The sequence below is a fragment of the Paraburkholderia madseniana genome (genome assembly GCF_009690905.1).
Classification (GTDB): domain Bacteria; phylum Pseudomonadota; class Gammaproteobacteria; order Burkholderiales; family Burkholderiaceae; genus Paraburkholderia; species Paraburkholderia madseniana.
In genome coordinates this window covers 1-18,454 of record NZ_VOSW01000145.1, presented here as the reverse complement: position 1 = coordinate 18,454, position 18,454 = coordinate 1, and the positions used below count along the sequence as shown (strand labels likewise).

12 protein-coding genes and 2 pseudogenes are annotated in these 18,454 nt (G+C 61.7%); 8 read left to right on the top strand and 6 right to left on the bottom strand.

Annotated features, from left to right (window positions below):
- Window positions 1–126 (top strand): annotated as a pseudogene (locus FSO04_RS48010) (DUF4148 domain-containing protein); the annotation flags it as partial.
- A 653-nt stretch (window positions 127–779) separates the two neighbouring features.
- Here FSO04_RS48010 and FSO04_RS41440 read toward each other — a convergent pair.
- A complete protein-coding gene (locus FSO04_RS41440) occupies window positions 780–1,853 on the bottom strand; it encodes a purine-nucleoside phosphorylase (RefSeq protein ID WP_154567175.1) in 1,074 nt (357 codons plus the stop codon).
- A gap of 246 nt (window positions 1,854–2,099) precedes the next feature.
- Here FSO04_RS41440 and FSO04_RS41435 point away from each other — a divergent pair, with 246 nt between their 5' ends.
- Window positions 2,100–3,080, top strand: a complete 981-nt coding sequence (locus FSO04_RS41435) for an aldo/keto reductase (RefSeq protein WP_154567174.1) — start codon at window positions 2,100–2,102, stop codon at window positions 3,078–3,080.
- Window positions 3,081–3,194: 114 nt separating this feature from the next.
- Here the strand turns inward: FSO04_RS41435 and FSO04_RS41430 are convergent, their stop codons facing one another.
- The 4 genes from FSO04_RS41430 to FSO04_RS41415 all read right to left on the bottom strand — a co-directional run bounded on the left by FSO04_RS41430 (window position 3,195) and on the right by FSO04_RS41415 (window position 11,051).
- A complete protein-coding gene (locus FSO04_RS41430) occupies window positions 3,195–4,100 on the bottom strand; it encodes a cation diffusion facilitator family transporter (protein ID WP_154567173.1) in 906 nt (301 codons plus the stop codon).
- Window positions 4,101–4,256: 156 nt separating this feature from the next.
- Window positions 4,257–9,098 (bottom strand): NAD-glutamate dehydrogenase, encoded by a 4,842-nt coding sequence (locus FSO04_RS41425; RefSeq protein WP_154567172.1) that lies wholly within the window; start codon window positions 9,096–9,098, stop codon window positions 4,257–4,259.
- A 145-nt stretch (window positions 9,099–9,243) separates the two neighbouring features.
- On the bottom strand, window positions 9,244–10,020 hold the full coding sequence (locus FSO04_RS41420; protein WP_154567171.1) for an alpha/beta fold hydrolase: 777 nt from the start codon (window positions 10,018–10,020) through the stop codon (window positions 9,244–9,246).
- On the bottom strand, window positions 10,017–11,051 hold the full coding sequence (locus FSO04_RS41415; protein WP_154567170.1) for a M14 family zinc carboxypeptidase: 1,035 nt from the start codon (window positions 11,049–11,051) through the stop codon (window positions 10,017–10,019). Before FSO04_RS41415 ends, FSO04_RS41420 begins: the two co-directional genes overlap by 4 nt.
- A gap of 291 nt (window positions 11,052–11,342) precedes the next feature.
- Between FSO04_RS41415 and phnC the strand changes: the two genes are divergently transcribed.
- The 4 genes from phnC (at window position 11,343) to FSO04_RS41395 (ending at window position 15,227) form a co-directional block, all read left to right on the top strand.
- Complete coding sequence (phnC, locus tag FSO04_RS41410) at window positions 11,343–12,257, top strand: phosphonate ABC transporter ATP-binding protein (RefSeq protein ID WP_154567169.1); 915 nt, start codon at window positions 11,343–11,345, stop codon at window positions 12,255–12,257.
- 42 nt (window positions 12,258–12,299) lie between these two features.
- Entirely contained in the window at window positions 12,300–13,277 is a 978-nt protein-coding gene (phnD, locus tag FSO04_RS41405) for a phosphonate ABC transporter substrate-binding protein (RefSeq protein WP_154567168.1), read from the top strand.
- Window positions 13,274–14,113 carry a phosphonate ABC transporter, permease protein PhnE gene (gene phnE / locus FSO04_RS41400; RefSeq protein WP_154567167.1) on the top strand — a complete coding sequence of 280 codons (840 nt, stop codon included), beginning with the start codon at window positions 13,274–13,276 and terminating at the stop codon, window positions 14,111–14,113. Before phnD ends, phnE begins: the two co-directional genes overlap by 4 nt.
- Window positions 14,114–14,390: 277 nt before the next feature.
- Entirely contained in the window at window positions 14,391–15,227 is an 837-nt protein-coding gene (locus tag FSO04_RS41395) for a DMT family transporter (RefSeq protein ID WP_154567166.1), read from the top strand.
- Between the two features lie 18 nt (window positions 15,228–15,245).
- On the opposite strand, the gene pdxR is transcribed toward FSO04_RS41395, so the two are convergent.
- Window positions 15,246–16,763, bottom strand: coding sequence for a MocR-like pyridoxine biosynthesis transcription factor PdxR (pdxR, locus tag FSO04_RS41390; RefSeq protein ID WP_154567165.1), 1,518 nt, complete (start codon window positions 16,761–16,763; stop codon window positions 15,246–15,248).
- A 138-nt stretch (window positions 16,764–16,901) separates the two neighbouring features.
- Here pdxR and FSO04_RS41385 point away from each other — a divergent pair, with 138 nt between their 5' ends.
- Window positions 16,902–18,185 carry a 4-aminobutyrate--2-oxoglutarate transaminase gene (locus FSO04_RS41385; RefSeq protein WP_154567164.1) on the top strand — a complete coding sequence of 428 codons (1,284 nt, stop codon included), beginning with the start codon at window positions 16,902–16,904 and terminating at the stop codon, window positions 18,183–18,185.
- A gap of 36 nt (window positions 18,186–18,221) precedes the next feature.
- Window positions 18,222–18,454 (top strand): annotated as a pseudogene (locus FSO04_RS47280) (hypothetical protein); the annotation flags it as partial.

Here is an 18,454-nt window from a genome sequence, read left to right as displayed (position 1 = left end):
GCAGGTCTGGCTCTTTCGCTGCTTGCCAGCGCACCGGTGTTTGCTCAAAGCAACGGTGGGGGCATTGGGCATGCCGGCACTTACCAAACGTTGCCCGCGCCGACTACCGTCGGCAAAACCCGCGCTGCGGGTAGCGGTGCATCTGGAATCCGTGTTCTCGCACATTCCGCGCTAGTGACAAAGGGCTCATCAGCTCCCACTCCGCACTACGTGCGTCGCGGACGGGTCTGCATGGGAAACCACCGGCTTCGGTTGAGCACGGTGGGGGCCGTCGGCTTCGCCTCGGCGAGGCGTCTCTGCACTCACCCGGCAACCCCTTACTTCAAACGATATGTCGGTGTCCTGCAATCACGGTTCCGGTTGCAGTTCCAATCACAATCGCGATGGCGTTGGTGACAGCGGTGCAATGGCAAGCCACGGTCCGGTGGCGAGGCGTGAACGCCAAAACGTAGCGGGTGGTTTGATGAACTACTCTTCGGCGCGCGCAGCGCCGCCGGAAGTATGACGCCCTTGTCACTGGCGTATGCAGGTGCACGAACACAGATTCCAGATGCACCACTACCCGTAGCAGACCACGGTGCCCGCTTAGTAGTAGCGGTTTGAGCCGCTTTCTTTTGCCTACTTTTCTTTGCGGCATGCAAAGAAAAGTAGGTGCCGCCCCGCACAGGGGCAACGCTAACGGACCACTAACAAATCAAGGAAAGGCCAACGCCCCAGGCAAACAGACAAGAAGCGCCGACTAGCCAAACCACCAATGCCGCCGCCAAAGGCAAAAAACCTTACCTCTTAGGCACCCCCTCCCGCCACTCCCCCCAATGAGTAGCAATATCCTGCACAAGCGGATTCCCCGACCTGTAAAGGTTCTCAATAGCAATCGTAAAACCCCCTTGCGCAGCATAGTTAAGCAAATTATCCGCACTAGTCTGCCCATCATATGGCCGATCAAAATCAGACCCAGCCCGCAGCACCGCAACGCGATTCAAATCAACCTTATGCACCGAGGCCGCGCGCTTAAGCGCCTCATACGTCGCGTTATCCTCCTGCTGCGTCGTGCAATACACACCGTTGCCATCCGTCAGAATCTTGGTCCAATCCCGCGCCCGCTGCCCAAGCAGCGTCCCCGACCACCAGGTATCGCCCGCGAGCGTGTCGCACTGAATGACAGTAGGCGGCCGATTGGCAGGTGCATACGAATACTTGGCCCGCGCAGCCTGCGCCTGAGCGCTATCGGACAGTACAACGCTGCGCGACAAGGCAAACGCCGTATCGGCTAGCTGGGTACTTAACTGAAACACCTCCGTCCGATAGTCGAGCGGTGGCTTAACCGTCGGACTCGTGGTGTTGATCCCCAGGTATCCGGTATTCCAGCCAGGCGGAATCTCCCGCCCGTCGATCTCCCACTGAATCCCGAAATCGACCAGGTACTTCGCCCACGCGGCGGATCCGACCGTGCCTTGCTGCGGATCGATCCCGGCAATCCCCGCCACCATGAAGTACGTATGCCGCAAATCGAAGCGCGACGAAAAGGTCAACGCCATGATCGACGCGGCAGCGTTGCTATGTCCCATGCCCGTCGTCATGACACACACGTCCTGCTTATTGCAATGAACCGTCGGGTAGTCGGGCGATAAGCCATCGACCGTAATCTCGCGCCATGGACCAAGGCGATCGAGCCATACTTGCCCTTCCGGCCCAAACATCGAAATGATCATCACCTTGACCGGCCGCCCATGCGAGCCGCCGTCGCCTTGCGAGAAACCGTCGTTGTCGTCCGCGCTGGCAGGGCCAGATGTAAAGGCGGCGCATGCCGCGAGTGCAATGGCAGAGATTGCGCCAAGTGTGCGAGTCAGCATCGTGATCCTTCCTTTTTGCTTGTGATGCAGATTGGGAGAAAGGCCGCTTTCAAGCCGAAAGAAGTATAGATGCGAAGAAATTATTTTCCACTACGTATTGCAGCAATTCACCCACAGCGACCGAACTCCGCTGACCCGCGCGTTCGGTTGGCCCATCAACCCTTCAGCACGTCAACGCGTCCGTTCCTATAATGGGGGGTCGTCAACACGCACCGCGTTTGTGCACTTCAACACAGGAGCACCTTGATGGATTATGTGAAACTGGGCCGCACCGGCCTCGATGTATCGCGTCTTTGTCTCGGCTGCATGAGTTACGGCGTGCCCGCTCGCGGCACCCACTCCTGGTCGCTCGACGATGAAGCGGCGCGCCCCTTTATCAAGCAGGCGCTCGACCACGGCATCAATTTCTTCGATACCGCCAACGTTTACTCGGACGGCACCAGCGAGGAAATCGTCGGCCGCGCATTGAAGGACTTTGCGAAGCGCGACGAGATCGTGCTGGCCACCAAGGTGAATAGCCGCATGCATCCGGGCCCGAACGGTGCGGGCCTGTCGCGCAAGGCGATCATGGCGGAAATCGACAACAGCCTGAGGCGCCTCGGTACGGATTACGTCGATCTGTATCAGATCCACCGCTGGGACGACGACACGCCGATCGAAGAAACCATGGAGGCGCTGCACGATGTGGTGAAGGCAGGCAAGGCGCGCTATATCGGTGCGTCGTCGATGTATGCGTGGCAGTTCGCCAAGGCATTGCATGTGGCTGAACGCCATGGCTGGACGCGCTTCGTGACGATGCAGAACTACGTGAATCTGCTCTATCGCGAGGAAGAGCGGGAGATGCTGCCGCTGTGCGAAAGCGAAGGCATCGGCGTCATTCCATGGAGCCCGCTGGCACGCGGACGCCTGACGCGCGACTGGAACACTGAAAGCGCACGCTCCGAGACCGACGAGTTCGGCCGCACACTGTACGCACAGACCGAGGACGCGGACCGCCGGATCGTGGAACGCGTCAGCCAGATTGCGAAAGAACGCGGTGTGCCGCGTGCGCAAGTCGCGCTAGCCTGGGTGTTGCAGAAGAAGCCGATTACCGCGCCTATCGTCGGCGCGACCAAGCTGCATCATCTCGACGATGCGGTCGCGGCATTGTCGCTGAATCTGAGCGCGGACGAGATCCGTCAATTGGAGGAGCTGTACGTGCCGCATGCGGTGACCGGTTTCAAATAAGCGGCCAATGCACCGGGCAGCAGACGCGAAAGTAAGGGCCTTCCTAAGCGGAGACACTAGCGCGATCCGCTGGCCCCGAGTGAACCGTACGTACCAGGCAACCGGGACAAAGCATCAAACCCGCGGCACGTCCGGTTCGAAAAACACCCAGCGCACTTGCGGAAACGCCTCCTGCAAGTCCGCTTCGATCACGTTGATCGCATCGACCATCGCGCGGCCGCTCGCGTAGTCGATCATTTCCGCTTGCACCGCCACCACCACGTGGCGACCCCACTGCAGCGTAATCATGTTGATGATGCTGCGAATCTCGGAGCGGCCGCGCAGATGCGTCTCGATTGCGCGGCGCACTTCCGGGCTCGCCGATTCGCCGACGATCATCGACTTCACTTCGCGCGCCACCAGCCACGCAATCACCATCAGCAACACGCCGACGCCGATGGAGCCCAGTGCGTCGTAGACAGGATTGCCGGTCACCATCGTCAGCAACACGGCAACAAAGGCGATCGCAAGACCCGCCAACGCGGCAATGTCCTCGCCGGCCACCACCAGCAGTTCGGACTCGCGCGTTTCGCGAAACCAGCGCCACAGGTGTTTGTCCGGATGCGACTTGCGGATCTCCTTCACCGCGCCCCACAACGAAAGCGTTTCGAGCACCACCGAAACGCCCAGTACGACGAGCGCCACATAGGCGTACTGCAAAGGCTCGCGCGCGAATAAACGATGCACGCCTTCGTACACCGAAAACGCGCCGCCGACAAAAAACAGCAGCAATGCCACCAGCAGCGAATAGAAATTGATCTCGCGGCCACCGCCCATGGGATGCAACGGGCTTGCCGGCTTGCCCGCTTCACGCAAGCCGAATAGCAGCAGCAACTGGTTACCGCAGTCAGCGGTCGAGTGAATGGCTTCGGCGAACATCGAGCCGGAACCGGTGAATGCGGCAGCAGCGAACTTGCAGATAGCGATGCCGAGGTTGGCGGCAAGCGCATAGAAAATGGCTTTCGGCGATTCTTCTTTCATCGTCGTTGCGAGGGTCCGTGAGTTTGCAGAGCGCTTTCAGTTGGCAATAGTTCGTATTATGGACATGCCAACCGGCATGCGTCCAACCCCGGCGCTGTTCCGCGCCGGGTTCTGTGACGTATGCAGCACATCTGCCCGCTCTCGCGCTCCGTCGTGCTATGCCCTTTCGAGCACGGCCATCTCCCGCACGATCACCAGCAGCATCGACAAGCTCGCGCCGCCCGTGGCCCGCAAGTCGGCAAGCAGGCGCGCGTAACGTTCGAGTTGCGCGGTGCGCTTCTCGCGCCATGCCTGAACCAACGCGTCCGGCGTGGATGCCTCGTCGGCGTCGGCCAGCGCGCTCGTGGTCAACGCGCGTTTCAGGCGTGCGAGTTCCGCCAGCGCCGTGGCGCGCGCCAGCATGTCCCAATGCGTGGGCGCCGGCAGCGCGGCCGCGCGCTCGCTGATCCAGCCGTAGTTCAGCAGCGTGCCGAGCGCGAAGTAGACACCCGCCACGAGTTCGAGACTGCGTCCGCAGGTCGACACCACCTCGGCGATGTCGAGCAAAGCCGCCGATATCTCCCCGCTGGCGATTCGCACCGCCAGTTCGCTATCGACACCGGCGTCCACGAGCACGCGTTGGCGCTCGGACAGCGCTTCGAGATCGGCGCTCGGCAACAGCGCCGGCCATTGCGGCGCGAGCCGTTGCGCCGCATCGCGGCAGCGTGCGAGCAAGCCGGCGACATCACCGTCGCTGACCGCCCCCGATTGCAATTGCCGCAGGAACCACAGCGCCGAGCGTTCGACGAGCCGCGCCACTTCGACGAACATTCGCGCCTGCACATCGTCGGCGACACGATTATCTAGCGCATCGATACTGCGCCATACGTCGTCGAGATCGAACACGTCACGCGCCATGATGCAGGCCCGCACGATGTCACCAGGCTGTGCATCGGTCTCTTCCATCAGCCGATGCACGAACTCGCAGCCGACGCGATTCACCAACGCATTGGTCAAATGCGTCGCAAGGATTTCGCGCCGCAACGGGTGACGCTGCATCGGTTCGCTAAAGCGCTGCCTCAACGGCTTCGGAAAGTATTCGATCAGCATGCCGCTGACGAGCGGGTCTTCCGGCATCGACGATTCGAGCAGGGCGTCGTAGAGCCACATCTTGCTATAGGCAAGCAGCACCGCGCGCTCAGGCGTGGTCAGCCCTTGTTTCGCGGCCTGGCGCTCGGCGACGTCCTCATCGGTCGGCAAGAACTCGATCACGCGGTTCAGGCGGCCCGCGCGTTCGAGATAACGCATCAGACGCGCTTCGGCATCGAGCAATTCGACGCCATAGCGGCCCGCAATCGAGAGTGCCTGGGTCTGGTAATAGTTGTCCTGCAAGACGAGCAAGCCGACTTCATCGGTCATTTCCGCGAGCAGTGCATTGCGCTGTTTCCCGGTCATTTCGCCGTCGGAGACGACCAGGCCCAGCAGAATCTTGATGTTGACCTCGTGATCCGAACAGTCGACCCCAGCAGAGTTGTCGATCGCATCGGTATTGATGCGGCCGCCGCGCTGCGCGAACTCGATACGCCCGAATTGCGTGAGACCGAGATTGCCGCCTTCCGCGACGACCTTGCAGTGCAGATCGGAGCCGTTGACACGGATCGCGTCGTTGGCGCGGTCGCCGACCTGCAGATGCGTTTCGCGGCTCGCCTTCACATAGGTGCCGATACCGCCGTTGTAGAGCAGATCGACAGGTGCCTGCAGAATCCCGCGCATCAATTCAGCGGGCGCGAGCGCCGGCGCGCTGATGCCAAGCACCGACTGCACGGCTGGAGACAATGGAATCGTCTTGGCGGTGCGCGGAAACACGCCGCCGCCCGCCGAGATCAGCGACGGGTCGTAGTCGGCCCAACTCGACCGGTCAAGCCCGAAAAGTCGTCCGCGCTCGGCAAGGCTTACCGCCGGGTCGGGATTCGGATCGAGAAAGATATGCCGATGATCGAACGCGGCTACCAGCTTGATATGCGGCGAGAGCAGCATGCCGTTGCCGAATACATCGCCCGACATATCGCCGACGCCCACGACCGTGAAGTCGGTCGCTTGCGTATCGACGCCCATTTCGCGGAAGTGCCGCTTGACCGACTCCCATGCGCCGCGCGCCGTGATCGCCATTTTCTTGTGGTCGTAACCGACCGAACCGCCCGACGCAAAGGCGTCGTCGAGCCAGAAACCGTATTCCTGGGAGATCGCGTTCGCGTAGTCGGAGAAGGTGGCAGTGCCCTTGTCGGCGGCGACCACCAGATAGGGATCGTCGGGGTCATGCCGCACCACATCGGGCGGCGGCACCACCGTCGTACCCGCGAGGTTGTCAGTCAAATCGAGCAAGCCGCGCAGGAACGTCTGATAGCAGGCGATACCTTCACGCATCCACGCGTCGCGCTCGGTTTGCGGCGGCGGATTCTTTACGACGAAACCGCCTTTGGAGCCAACCGGCACGATCACCACATTCTTGACCATCTGCGCCTTCATCAACCCGAGGACTTCCGTGCGGAAGTCCTCACGCCGATCCGACCAGCGCAGACCGCCGCGCGCAACACGGCCGCCGCGCAAATGCACGCCTTCCACACGCGGCGAGTACACCCAGATTTCAAACATCGGTTTCGGTTCGGGCAAACCGGGCACGTGGGCGGGATTGAATTTGAACGACAGATACGGTTTCGGATGGCCGTCGGCGTCGAAGCGATAGTAATTCGTGCGCTGCGTCGCCTTGATGACCCCGAGGAATTGCCGGAGTATCCGGTCCTCGTCGAGATTCGGCACCTGATCGAGCGCGCTGTCGATCGTCTTCAGCAAGCTATCGACGCGAGCCTCGCGCGTGTCTCCGAGCACCGGATCGAAACGTGCAATGAACAACTCGACCAGCATGCGGGCGATCGCCGGATTGCCGGTGACCGCGCGTTCGATATAAGCATCGCTGAACGTCGAACCCACCTGCCTCAGGTACTTGGCGTAGGCACGCAGAATCGTCACCTCGCGCGCACTCAGTTGTGCGCGCAACACCAGCCGGTTGAAATCGTCGCTTTCGATGCCACCGGTCCACACCTGTTCGAACGCGTCTTCGAAAAGATCCTTCACCCGTTCGATATCGAACTCCGCATCGTCCGCGAGTTCAAGGCCGAAATCGTGAATCCAGGCAGGCGTGGCGTCGAGTGCTTCGATCAGATAAGGCCGCTCTTCATCGACACGCACGCCGAGATGTTCGAGCATCGGCAAGCTGCGCGACAACGCAATGGGCAACCCCGCACGATAAACCTTGAACCGGAACGCGCGTGGCCCTGATTCGATCGGGCGGTACAGGTTCATGGCGAGCCGCTCGCTGCCCTGCACGCGTTCGATCAGTTCGATATCGCGCACCGCGGTACGGGCCGGATAATCGTCGCGATAGCCCGGGGGAAACGAATCCGCATAGTGTTGCAGGAGGCGGTTGCCCTGCTCTTCGCCGAATGCATCGAGCAATGCGTCGGCGAGATCGTCCTGCCAGCGGCGCGTGACATGAATGAGCCGCGCTTCGAGCTCACGCGTGTCGACAGTCGGCATGCCACCGGGCTTCGCATGCACGACGAAGTGAATGCGCGCGAGTGTCGACTCCGACAACAACGGCGTGAATTCGACACTTGCGCCGTTGAATGCATCGGTCAGCAGATTGGCAATGCGCTGCCGCAGATCGGTGTTGTACTTGTCGCGCGGCACGAACACGAGACACGACACGAAGCGATCGAAACGGTCGCGCCGGACGAACATACGCGTGCGCTGATGCTCCTGCAAACGCAGCACACCCAGCGCGATATCGTAGAGCTGGTCTTCGTCGGCCTGAAACAATTCGTCGCGCGGATAAGTTTCGAGCACGGTCACCAGTGACTTGGCCAGGTGGCCCTTGGGCAGGAAACCGGCCCGCCGTACGATGTTCGCGCATTTGCGCCGCACGATCGGGATTTCCGAGGCCGACACCAGGTAGGCGGTGGACGTATACAGGCCGATAAAGCGCCGCTCGCCGGTCACTTTGCCGTCCGCACCGGTCAGCTTGATGCCGACGTAATCCAGATAGCCTGGCCGATGCACCGTCGCGCGCGAGTTGGCCTTGGTCAGGAAAATGGGCGACGAGCCGGAGATGATATCGGCGGCCGCCGGTGGCAATGGCGTGACTTCGGCAGCGCCCGCGGGACGCAACTCATCGCGCAGAATGCCGAGGCCGGAGCCGGGTATCGCACGCAGGCCAAAACCGATATCGTGCTGCACCAATTCATAGTCGCGCTGGCCGAGAAACGTGAAATGATCGGCCACCATCCATTCGAGGAACGCGCGGGCCTCGACACCTTCGGGCCCTGCCTCGCCGGCCTTCATGCCTTTGACGGTGACACGCGCGAGTTCGACGATCTTCGGCCAGTCTTCCACCGCGGCGCGCACGTCGCGCAGCACCTTGGCGATCTCGTCACGCAATGCGTCGAGTTTCGCTGCGTCGCCGCAACGGTCGACCTCGAAGTGAATGAACGAGGCAAGCTGCGAGCGCGTATCGGCAGCATCTTCAGCGCCCTGACCCACGCGCACAATGCTGCCGTCCGGTCCGCGCCAGATGCGAAACACCGGATGCACGACTGAATGCAGCGCGAGCCCGAGGCGGTTGACCGCCATCGATACCGAATCGACCAGAAACGGCATGTCGTCGTTGACGATTTCGATCACCGTGTGATCGGAATGCCAACCATGCTGTTCGAGTATCGGGTTGTAGACGCGCAGCCGTTCGCTGCCTGGTACGAAGCGTTGTGCGGTTTGCCAGTGGGCAAGCGCTGCGCCGTAAAGATCGGCGATGGAGCGGCTTTGAAGGTCGTCGGCGTCGACGAAATCGTAGTAGTGCCGCAGGAAAGGCTCGACGACTTTGAAGGTTGGCTCCGGCAATCGCCCACGCGCAAATTCAAAGACATCGTTCAGCAGGTGCGTGACGGCTTCTTCATTCTTTGCTTGCATGATCAACTCCCCGGGCGGGCGGCAATAGCGAGTATCGCTTGATTCGCATGCATCGTCTGAACCAGGATTATGCGCCTGCCGCCCGGAAAGCGATGCGCGAGCTCACTTAGGTTATACCCGCTGCCGGTGAACGTGCCGCCTCTGTTTAAAGCGCGGCCTTCAATTCGCCAGCCTCCTGCTTCAGCCATGCCTGAACCTGTTCGCTGGTCCAGGCCGGGTCGTCGTGCGGCAGGTCATGACCAGCCCATTGATGTTCGCAATACGTTGCGCCCCACGCGGCCGCGAGCTTGGCCGAACACACCGGATTGACCAGCTTATCGGCGTGTGAAGAAAGAATCAGCAACGGGCAATGCGGTTTCGCCGTAGCCGCACTAAAGCGCGCGGCGGCCCAAAGCTGCCGTAATGCATTGCCCCGGCTCACCGGCGCGCTCCGGCGAATTTCGCTCCATGCATCGAGATCGGCGCCCAGCGTTTCGACGTTGTTGCACGTCAGCCGATGAATGCCGCTTTCCGCGCGCGGCGCATCGCGCCAGTGTGCTGCGACGCCCAGCAGGCCCGGCCATGCCGACGGACGCAAGCGCTCGTGCATGCGGCTGAACGGCCGCATGCTGGTATTGATCAACACGAGCCGCTCGATCTCGCCGGGATGCCGTTGCGCCCAGTCGGTCGCCACCATGCCGCCGAGCGACATCGCCAGCACGCGATAAGGACCTGCCGCACCCGTTTGCAATGCAGCAATCCGCACGAAGCCCACCATATCCTCGACCGCGGCCGGTGCGCGCAAGTTAGCGAACTCGCCGTTGCCGGGCAGATCGAGCAGCAACAGGCGATCCGTGCCGGTCGCCTCGCGCAGCACACCGGGCAAACGACCCCAGTGGCGTGTTTCGCGCGTCAGTCCACGCAAAAGAATCCATGTACTCATGGCGCTTCCGGCCTGGTCCAATGATCGATCGCGCTTTGCAGCAGTTCCTCGCGACGATTGCCTTGCGGTAGCCAGCGTTGCGACGAGAACGCTGCGCGCGCGAGAAAATCGAGCAGATTCGCATGACGCCGCAGCACGCGTGCGGTGCGATGCGCCTTGACCGGATTGAACATGCCCTGGCGCGAAAACAGTTGGCGCGGATTCTTCTTGATCCACAGCCACGAACCGAGTTCGAGCGTCATCGGCAGGAAGACGTTGGGTGGCGGCGTACGGTCGTACGCGAAGTCCCACAGATCGCCATGCAACAGATACTGGTGGCTTTGCGGTTCGAACGCGTAGCCATGATGCGGGTGCGCGCGCTCAAACATGGTTTTCAGCACGTACATTTCCGGCAGATGCGGCATCAGCTTGCGCGTGCGCGCGTAGGGAAACCAGATGCTGTCGCGCCAGCCGTAGCCCGAGTGGCAGTCGAGCGCGATGCTCAGGGGCCGCACGGCCATGTCGGTTTCGACCACTCGCAGGAGTGCCGCGGCCTCGGGCTCCATCGGCTCGCCTTGCCGGCCGCGATACCACGGCAGCCACGCACCCACCCGCTGACCGCCGGCGAGCAGCGGCACCCGTTCGTCGGCATTCTGCGGCGCATTGCGCATCAGATCGACCCCATTGGGATTGGCCCGCGTGGCGGCCCACATGCCGCCCGGATTGACGATCGGCATAAAGATCAGACGAATCGATTGCAACTGCCGCACCAGCAGTTCGTCCCATTCCAGCCGGGCGAGCAGCGCGCGCATGTAGTCGAGCACGAGTTGCGAGCCGATCCGTTCGAGTCCGTGAATGCCGCCAAAAAAACCGATTGCCGGCGCGAGCGGATCGGTTGAACCGATGCTCGCGGTGTGCACGGCGAATTGCCGGCCCCGCACCGTCGTCTCGCAGACGGTGCGGATCTCGAAGCTGGCGCTGCCCTGGTCGAGGATCGTCTTGAGATCTTCGTACTCCGCAAAACTGTCGGGCAAAAAGCTCAAAGGCTGCATGACGACGTCGAAAGGAACTGCAAGGTTATTGGGGACGGCACACTGAATGACGCAATATAGCCTGGCTGCGGGCGATCATGCGCAGCCCGCCCCGTCCAATGCAAATCATGTCATACGGGTGTCATTTTCCATTCGAACGAATGACTTCTGTCTGCCTTCCCGGCGACTCAAAAAAGACACATATAGATATAGTCGTCTAGACGTTGCGATGCCTTCACTCAACCGTCACAGACGCTTCCTAGAATGAGCCCCACACATGCCGGCAATGGCCGGATGCATGAAGGGGTACTCATGGAAGCAATTCGGGAAGCAATTCGTATCGAACGGTTGAGCAAGACGTTCAGCAACGGCCGCAAGGCGCTGGACGAAATCGATCTGCGTGTCGAGCCGGGCGAAATGGTTGCGTTGATTGGCGCCTCGGGCTCGGGCAAGTCGACACTGCTGCGGCATATCGCAGGCTTCACAGCCTCGGATGCGCAACCGTCGCAGATCGCGATTCTCGGTCGGCCAATCCAGCAGAACGGCCGCATTGTGCGCGAAGTGCGCAGCATTCGCCGCGATATCGGCTTCGTGTTCCAGCAATTCAATCTGGTGAACCGGCTTTCCGTCGAGAGCAACGTGCTGATCGGCGCGCTCGCGCGGCTGCCTTTGTGGCGCCGTTTGAGCGGGCGCTTTCCGGCCGCGGAGCGGGCGTTGTCGATGGCCGCGCTCAATGAAGTCGGCATCGGCGACCATGCGCGCGAACGCGCCGCCAACCTCTCCGGTGGCCAGCAGCAACGCGCGGCATTGGCGCGCGCGCTGGTGCAACGCGCGCGCATCGTGCTCGCCGACGAACCGATCGCCTCGCTCGATCCCGAATCGTCGCGCCGCGTGATGGAAATGCTGCGCACCCTCAACGTCGAACATCAACTGACGGTGCTGGTGTCGCTGCATCAGGTCGACATCGCCATGCAGTATTGCCCCCGCACCGTTGCACTGCGTCGCGGCAAGGTGGTCTACGACGGCCCCTCGGCCGCGCTGAGCCCAGCCCTGCTCAAGAAACTCTACGGCGACGATGCCCGTGAACTGCTCGAAGAGGCCAACGCGGGCGCGATCGATCTTGCGGACAGCAACGCTAACGGTGGCGACACCAGCGCACCGGCGCAAGACACCGAATCCACCTCGACGCGTTATGCGTTCGCCCTCAATCCGGCGCACTCGAACTGAGCGCGCCCACTCATTCTGTTCACTCAACCGGACCTCAAAGCGATGAAATTCCTGCGTTCATTGATCACGCTGACCGTCGGCGCGGCCGCATTTGCCTGCGTCGCCACCGCACAAGCCGAGGACATCAATCTCGGCATCATCTCGACCGATTCGTCCTCCGTGCTGAAACAGCGCTGGGAGCCGCTGATCGATGACATGAACAAGCAAACCGGCCTGAACGTCAAAGCGTTCTTCGCGACCGACTACGCCGGCATCATCGAAGGCATGCGCTTTAACAAGGTACAGGTCGGCTATTTCGGCAATGCCTCGGCGATCGAAGCGGTGGATCGCTCGCAAGGCGAAGTGTTCGCGAAGGTCCTGTATCTGAACGGCGACGCGGGTTACAAGTCGGTGCTGATCACCAACGTGAACAGCCGCTTCAAGACGCTCGACGACGTGTTCAAGAACACGAAGGACGTCACGCTCGGTTTCGGCGATCCGAACTCCACCTCGGGCACGCTGATCCCCGGCTATTACCTGTTCGCCAAGCACAACACGCCGGTCAACACCTCGTTCAAGGCCGTGCTGCCGTCGAGCCACGAAGCGAATCTGCTGGCCGTGGTGAACAACAAGATCGACATCGCGACCAACAACACCGAGATGCTCGACACGCTGAAGAAGCAGCATCCGGACAAGTTTGCGCAAGTACGCGTGTTGTGGACGTCGCCGCTGATTCCGTCGGACCCGCTGGTTTGGCGCAAGGATCTGCCGCAAGCCACCAAGGACAAGATCCGCAACTTCTTCGTGAACTACGGCAAGACCGATCCGCATGAAAAAGCGGTGATGGCTGCTATCACGGGCTACGCCGGCTTCGCGGCATCGTCGGATGAGCAGTTGCTGCCGATTCGTCAGGTCGCGTTGTTCCAGCAGAAGCAGAAGATCGAGAGCGACACGCATCTTTCCGACGACGACCGCAAGACCCAACTGGCCGCACTCGACGCCAGGCTGAGCGCACTCAACACCGCCATAGCCAAGCAATGAACACCGTTGATCTGATCACGTCGCCCACGCGTGCGAGCGAAGCGCTCGCCGCGCAGGCGGCGCGCGGCGCCCCCGCTGCGGGCAAACGCAGTTGGCTGTCGCTCATCGGCTGGATCGCCGTGCTTGCCGTGCTGGGTGGCGCCTGGCACGGCGCCGATATGCGACCGCTCGACCTGCTCTCCGACTCCGGCAACATGGGCCAGTTCGCCAAGGACTTCTTCCCGCCGGACTTCACCGAATGGCGCAGCTATCTGCACGAGATGTACGTGACGCTGTCGGTGGCGGTGTGGGGCACGGCCCTCTCGCTCGTGTGCGCGGTGCCGTGTGGGCTGATGTCCGCGCACAACATGGCGCCGATGTGGGTCGTGCAGCCGATGCGCCGCATGATGGACGCGTGCCGCGCGATCAACGAAATGGTCTTCGCGATGCTGTTCATCGTCGCGGTGGGACTCGGTCCGTTCGCCGGCGTGCTGGCGTTGTGGGTGCACACCACCGGCGTGCTCGCCAAGCTCTTCGCCGAAGCGGTCGAGGCAATCGATCCGCGTCCGGCCGAAGGCGTGCGGGCCACCGGCGCGACCAGTCTCGACGAAATCATTTACGGCGTCCTGCCGCAAGTGCTGCCGTTGTGGATCTCGTACGCGCTCTATCGCTTCGAATCGAACGTGCGCTCGGCGATGGTGGTCGGCATGGTCGGCGCGGGCGGAATCGGCGTGGTGCTGTACGAGGCGATCCGCTCGTTCAATTACGCGCAGACGGCCGCGGTGATGATCATGGTGATCGTGGTCGTGACGGTGATCGATCTGGCGTCCGCGTGGCTGCGCGAACGCGTGACGTGAGCGCTTCACGATTCCTGAAAGCCTGGGGGGTGGCGAGACGTGCTTCGCCAACCCTCGTCCAGGCCGCTTCGATACTGTGTGCCAGTGTGTAAGTGCGCCGGCCTGCTAGCGCTGCGACGAGGTTGAGCAGCGGGCTCTCGTCGCCACAAATCACCGGTTTTCGCCACATAAAACCCCTTCACTTTAGTCGTCCACCCCTCCATTCCCGCGTTCTGCTGGAATAATCACGTGCTTGCAGCCGGCCCCCCGGCCTTCTTTCTTCTCTCCCTGATCTTCGATGGACACCTTTGTCGTCTTGCTGGTGCTGCTCTCCGCGCTGCTTCACGCTACCTGGAACGCGTTTCTGCATCTATCCGAAGACCGCGTATGGCTGCTTGGCATGATGGCGATTCCCTATGTCGCAGTCAGCGCGGTCGGCGTGATCGTGCTGCCTTTGCCCGCACCGGCGGCGTGGCCTTATATCTTGGCGTCGGTGGTGCTCGAATTCGGCTACCTGCTGGCGCTGATCCGCGCTTATAAGAGCGGCGATTTCGGGCAAATCTATCCGATTGCGCGCGGTCTTTCGCCGATGCTCGTATTCGTCGGCGCGCTGGTATTCGCGCACGAATCGCTCAAGCCGTTGGCGGCCATCGGCGTGGCACTGGTGTCACTCGGCATCGTCTCACTCGCGTTCCGCCGCGGCATGCGTTTTTCCGGCGAAAGCGTGCCGTTCGCGCTGCTGACGGGCTTCTTCATCGCCACGTATTCGGTCGTCGACGGAATCGGCGCGCGCGTGGCGGGCAACGGTTTAAGCTACATCATGTGGGTCTATCTGATCTGGAATATCCCGCAGTTTCTGCTCGCCTGGCATTGGCGTGGCGGCGCGAAGGGGCTATTCATCGGCCGCACGGTGGTGCTCAAGGGCATCGCGTCCGGTTTGCTCGCACTCACCGCCTATTGCCTGATCATCGAGGCCTACCGCTATCTGCCGATTGCGATGGTCTCTGCGCTGCGTGAACTCAGTTCGATCTTCGCGGTGCTGATCGGCTGGCTGTTCATGCAGGAGAAGCTGACCACGCGGCGGATCGTGGCCTGCGCACTCGTGACGCTGGGGGCTGTGTTGATTCGGATTTGAGGCCGCAAAACGCCCCGCTCACGCGAACTGCACAAGCGTCGCGTCAATCGCCTCAGCCAGCGTATTGAACGCCGGCGCGATCTCTTCGTCCGGCACACACGCATAGCCGATCAGCAAACCTGAAGGCGCCAGCGACGGCTGCGCGTAATACCCCGACAACGGCCGTACAACGATATTGCGCTCCAGCGCAGCAGCAGCCACCGCGCGGTCGTTACTGCCTTCAGGCAATTGCATCACCAGATGTAAGCCAGCATCGCCCCCCACGGCCGGCAACGCATCGCCATAACGCTGCGCTGCAGCATCCAGCAGGGTCTGGCGACGCTGCCCGTAGAGCGTGCGCATCTTGCGGATATGCGACGTGAAATGCCCTTCCGCGATGAACTCCGCGAGCATCGCCTGCTGCAACAACTGCCCTTCCCGGTACAACTCCGCGCTCGCAGTCGCAAAGCTCTCGGCCAGCGCTTCCGGCACGACCAGGTAGCCGATCCGCAACCCAGGAAACAGCGTCTTGCCGAAGCTGCCCACGTAAATCACCTGCCCGGATCTATCCAGACCTTGCAACGATGCGAGCGGCCGGCTGCCGTAACGGTATTCGCTGTCGTAGTCGTCCTCGATAATCCAGCACTGATTCTGCCGCGCGTACTCGAGCAACATGCGGCGCCGCGCAAGGCTCATCACCATGCCGAGCGGATATTGATGCGACGGCGTGACGAGCATCAGCTTCGGCGGCTGCGCGAGATCGTCGGCGGAGGGATTGATGCCCTCTTCGTCGACGGCGATCGGCCGCGATTGCAGACCGGACACGTGCAGCACGCTGCGCACGCCCCAATAGCATGGGTCTTCGGTCCAGATCACATCGCCCGGATCGGATAGCAGGCGCACAGCCAGGTCGACCGACTGGTGGATCCCGGTCGTGACGATGATCTGCTCGGGCGTACAACGTACCGAGCGCGACGTCCGCAAATAGTCCGCCAACGCGTGCCGCAACGAGGCCAGCCCGCCGCCCGGCGCGTAGGTCAGCAAGTCCGGGCGCGGCCGGCGCCAATACTTGTTGTGCAGGCGGCTCCACACGCGCGCCGGAAACTTCGTGACATCCGGCACCCCGGGCATGAACGCGCCCCATTGCCGCTTCGAGACGCCCGCCCCCGAAATCAGCCTCGCGCCACGCGTTGACAACGCGCGACTGCCCTGCAAAGGCAGCGGCAGAGGCAACGACTCGAGCGGCGCGGCCAGCGCCTCGGCGTCGGGCACGCCGACGATCTCGTCCGGCGCGCTTTCGGCGACGAACGTGCCGCGGCCGGTTGCCGAGTTCACATAGCCTTCGAGCACCAACTGCTCGTACACCTGCGTGACGGTATTGCGCCCGATGCCCAATTCCTGCGCCAATAGACGCGACGACGGCACCCTGCTGCCCGCCGGCAATTCGCGCGACAGGATCGCCTGCTGCAACAGCCGATGCAACTGACGATAGATCGGCTGACCGTTGCCACGGTCAAGGCGCTGCGCCAGCCAGTCGGACAAAACGCTCGCGCGCATGATTGGCTCCTACATTTTTATTGAAATGGCTCTGAAGTTAAGAGCCAAATCTCATTATAGTCGCTGCATGTGCTGCGCTGAGCGTGCGGCGTCCGTTGGCGGCACCCCCGCAAACACCGAGGAGCGAAGGAGATAACCATGAAGAATGCTGACCTGAAGAGCCGCAAAGACGCCGCCACGCCGCGCGGCGTCGGAGTGATGTGCGATTTCTACGCCGAGCGTGCGGAGAATGCCGAGTTGTGGGACGTCGAAGGCCGCCGTTTCATCGATTTCGCCGCGGGCATTGCGGTGTGCAACACCGGCCACCGTCACCCGAAGATCCTGGCCGCGATCCGCGACCAGCTCGATCATTTCACGCACACCGCGTATCAGATCGTGCCGTACGCGTCGTACGTCGAACTGGCTGAGAAGATCAATGCGCGCGCGCCGGGCGATTATCCGAAGAAAACCGCTTTCTTCACGACGGGCGCCGAAGCCGTTGAAAACGCGATCAAGATTGCGCGTGCCGCGACCGGCCGACCGGGCGTGATTGCATTCACCGGCGGTTTCCATGGCCGCACGATGATGGGCATGGCGCTGACCGGCAAGGTTGCGCCGTACAAGATCGGTTTTGGTCCGTTCCCGGCGGACGTATTCCACGCCCCGTTCCCGAATCCGCTGCATGGTGTGACGACGGCCGATTCGCTGAAGGCGATCGAATTTCTGTTCAAGGCCGACATCGATCCGAAGCGCGTCGCGGCGATTATTTTCGAACCGGTTCAGGGCGAAGGCGGTTTCTACCCGGCGCCGGCCGAGTTCGTTCGCGCGCTGCGCAAGCTGTGCAATGAGCATGGCATCTTGCTGATTGCTGACGAAGTGCAGACGGGTTTTGCCCGTACCGGCAAGTTGTTCGCGATGCATCACTATGACGTGGTGCCTGATCTGATGACGATGGCCAAGAGCCTGGCGGGTGGGATGCCGTTGTCGGGCGTGGTCGGACGTGCTGATTTGATGGACGCTGCGGCGCCTGGCGGTTTGGGTGGCACGTATGCGGGTAACCCGCTGGCGGTTGCGTCCGCGCATGCTGTGCTCGATATCATCGATGAAGAGAAGCTCTGCGAGCGGGCTACCGTTCTGGGTGATCGCGTCAAGGCGAAGCTGATCGCGCTTCAGAGCGAAGTTCCGCAGATCGCCGATGTGCGTGGGCCGGGTGGCATGGTTGCTGTTGAGTTCTGCAAGGCGGGTGGCACGGAGCCGGATGCGGATTTCACCAAGCGCGTGCAGACTCGGGCGCTTGAGCGCGGGTTGTTGCTGCTGGTTTGTGGTGTTTATTCGAATGTGGTTCGGTTCCTGTTCCCGCTCACTATTCAAGACTCCGTCTTTGATGAGGCTATGGGGATTCTTGAAGCGGTGCTTAAGGAGAGTGTTGCTGTAGCTGTTTGATGGTTTTTTTTGCCTGCGCGGCGCGCGGGTGTGTGGATGCGTGCCGCGTTGGGCTTTGCTTTTTTTGCCTTTGCGGCGCTTATTGTCAGTGTTCTTAGGGCGTTGGCCTTTCCTTGTTTTGTTAGTGGTCTATTAGTGTTGCCCCTGTGCGGGGCGGCACCTACTTTTCTTTGCATGCCGCAAAGAAAAGTAGGCAAAAGAAAGCGGCTCAAACCGCTAATGCTAAGTGGGCACCGTGGTCTGCTGCGGGTAGTGGTGCATCTGGAATC

Excerpts from the sequence above, each read along its gene's own strand:
- FSO04_RS41440 (WP_154567175.1), bottom strand. The coding sequence starts at position 1,853 with ATGCTGACTCGCACACTTGGCGCAATCTCTGCCATTGCACTCGCGGCA.
- FSO04_RS41435 (WP_154567174.1), top strand. The coding sequence starts at position 2,100 with ATGGATTATGTGAAACTGGGCCGCACCGGCCTCGATGTATCGCGTCTT.
- FSO04_RS41430 (WP_154567173.1), bottom strand. The coding sequence starts at position 4,100 with ATGAAAGAAGAATCGCCGAAAGCCATTTTCTATGCGCTTGCCGCCAAC.
- FSO04_RS41425 (WP_154567172.1), bottom strand. The coding sequence starts at position 9,098 with ATGCAAGCAAAGAATGAAGAAGCCGTCACGCACCTGCTGAACGATGTC.
- FSO04_RS41420 (WP_154567171.1), bottom strand. The coding sequence starts at position 10,020 with ATGAGTACATGGATTCTTTTGCGTGGACTGACGCGCGAAACACGCCAC.
- FSO04_RS41415 (WP_154567170.1), bottom strand. The coding sequence starts at position 11,051 with ATGCAGCCTTTGAGCTTTTTGCCCGACAGTTTTGCGGAGTACGAAGAT.
- phnC (WP_154567169.1), top strand. The coding sequence starts at position 11,343 with ATGGAAGCAATTCGGGAAGCAATTCGTATCGAACGGTTGAGCAAGACG.
- phnD (WP_154567168.1), top strand. The coding sequence starts at position 12,300 with ATGAAATTCCTGCGTTCATTGATCACGCTGACCGTCGGCGCGGCCGCA.
- phnE (WP_154567167.1), top strand. The coding sequence starts at position 13,274 with ATGAACACCGTTGATCTGATCACGTCGCCCACGCGTGCGAGCGAAGCG.
- FSO04_RS41395 (WP_154567166.1), top strand. The coding sequence starts at position 14,391 with ATGGACACCTTTGTCGTCTTGCTGGTGCTGCTCTCCGCGCTGCTTCAC.
- pdxR (WP_154567165.1), bottom strand. The coding sequence starts at position 16,763 with ATGCGCGCGAGCGTTTTGTCCGACTGGCTGGCGCAGCGCCTTGACCGT.
- FSO04_RS41385 (WP_154567164.1), top strand. The coding sequence starts at position 16,902 with ATGAAGAATGCTGACCTGAAGAGCCGCAAAGACGCCGCCACGCCGCGC.